Origin of the sequence: Planomonospora alba, from assembly GCF_039534085.1 — a bacterium.
GTDB lineage: Bacteria > Actinomycetota > Actinomycetes > Streptosporangiales > Streptosporangiaceae > Planomonospora_B > Planomonospora_B alba.
In genome coordinates, this window is record NZ_BAAAUT010000150.1 from 1 (window position 1) to 1326 (window position 1326).

General features: G+C 76.2%; 1 protein-coding gene. It reads right to left on the reverse strand.

The features are described 5' to 3' along the window. A partial coding sequence (locus ABD823_RS34350; RefSeq protein ID WP_344867120.1) for a polyketide synthase dehydratase domain-containing protein occupies window positions 1–1326 on the reverse strand: 1326 nt, incomplete at both ends.

Genomic DNA, 1326 nt, shown 5'->3' on the forward strand with positions numbered 1-1326 from the left:
CGCGAACCGCTCCTCGGCCAGCCACTCCTGCACCAGCCCCAGCACCCGGTCCGTCACCGCGCGCACCACAGCCGGGACATCGGTGCCGCCGGAGACGCCCTCGACCCGCACGACCACGGCGTCCGGGACGGCACCGCCGGAACCGATCTCCCCGGCGAGTGCCGCCAGGTCCGGATACGAGCTGGCTCCGTCGCCCGGGGTGCCGTCGCCGATCCACGCCCAGACGAGATCGGACGCGGTCGCGGAATTCGTCTCGGCAGGACCCCACCTCATCTGGTAGAGCGTCCGGGCCCCGGCCACGGCGCCGGCCATTCGCTCCGCCGACACCGGCCGTGCCACCAGCGCCTCCACGGATGCGACGGGCCGACCGGCCGCGTCGGCGACCTCGACCGCGATCCCGTCCCGGTCCGCGGGGGAGAGCCTCAGCCGGATGCTGGAGGCGCCGGCCGCGTGCAGCGAGACACCCGTCCACGAGAACGGCAGCCGCCCCACGGCCTCCTGGCCGGAGGAGCCGTCCCGGTCGGAGGCGACCAGCCCCAGGACGTGGAGCCCGGCGTCCAGCGCGGCGGGGTGCAGGCCGTACCGGCCGGCCTCCCTGGCCGCCGCCTCAGCCAGGGTGACCTCGGCGAACACCTCCTCCCCGCGCCGCCACGCGGCCCGCAGGCCGCGGAACACCGGGCCGTACGCCAGCCCGGCCCCGGCCAGGTCCTCATACAGGCTCTCGATCTCGATCGGCTCCGCACCGGTCGGCGGCCACGCGGTCAGCTCGGACGAGGCCCTCCGCTCCCCGGTCGCCAGCACGCCGTCCGCGTGGCGGGTCCACTCGGTCTCGTCGGAGCCGTCGTCGATCCGCGAGTACACCGCGACGGGACGGGCCCCGCGCTCGTCCTGCACCCCGACGACGACCTGCACCTGGACCGCGCCGCGCTCCGGCAGGACCAGCGGGGTCTCCAGCGTCAGCTCCTCGACCAGGGAGCAGCCCGCCTGATCCCCCGCGCGGATCACCAGCTCCAGCAGGGCGGTGCCCGGCACCACCACGGCCCCGCCGATCACGTGGTCGGCGAGCCACGGATGCGTGCGGACCGACAGGCGGCCCGTGCAGACGACTCCGCCGGAGCCGGCCAGCCCGACGGCCGCACCGAGCAGCGGGTGGTCGGCCGCGGCCAGTCCTGCCGCGGTCACGTCACCGGTGGCGGGAGCGTCAATCCAGAACCGCTCCCGCTGGAAGGCGTAGGTCGGCAGGTCCACCCGGCGCCCCTCGCCGAGCAGCGCCCGCCAGTCCGGCGACACACCCGTCACGTGCAGCCGGGCCACGGCCGCCAGCAG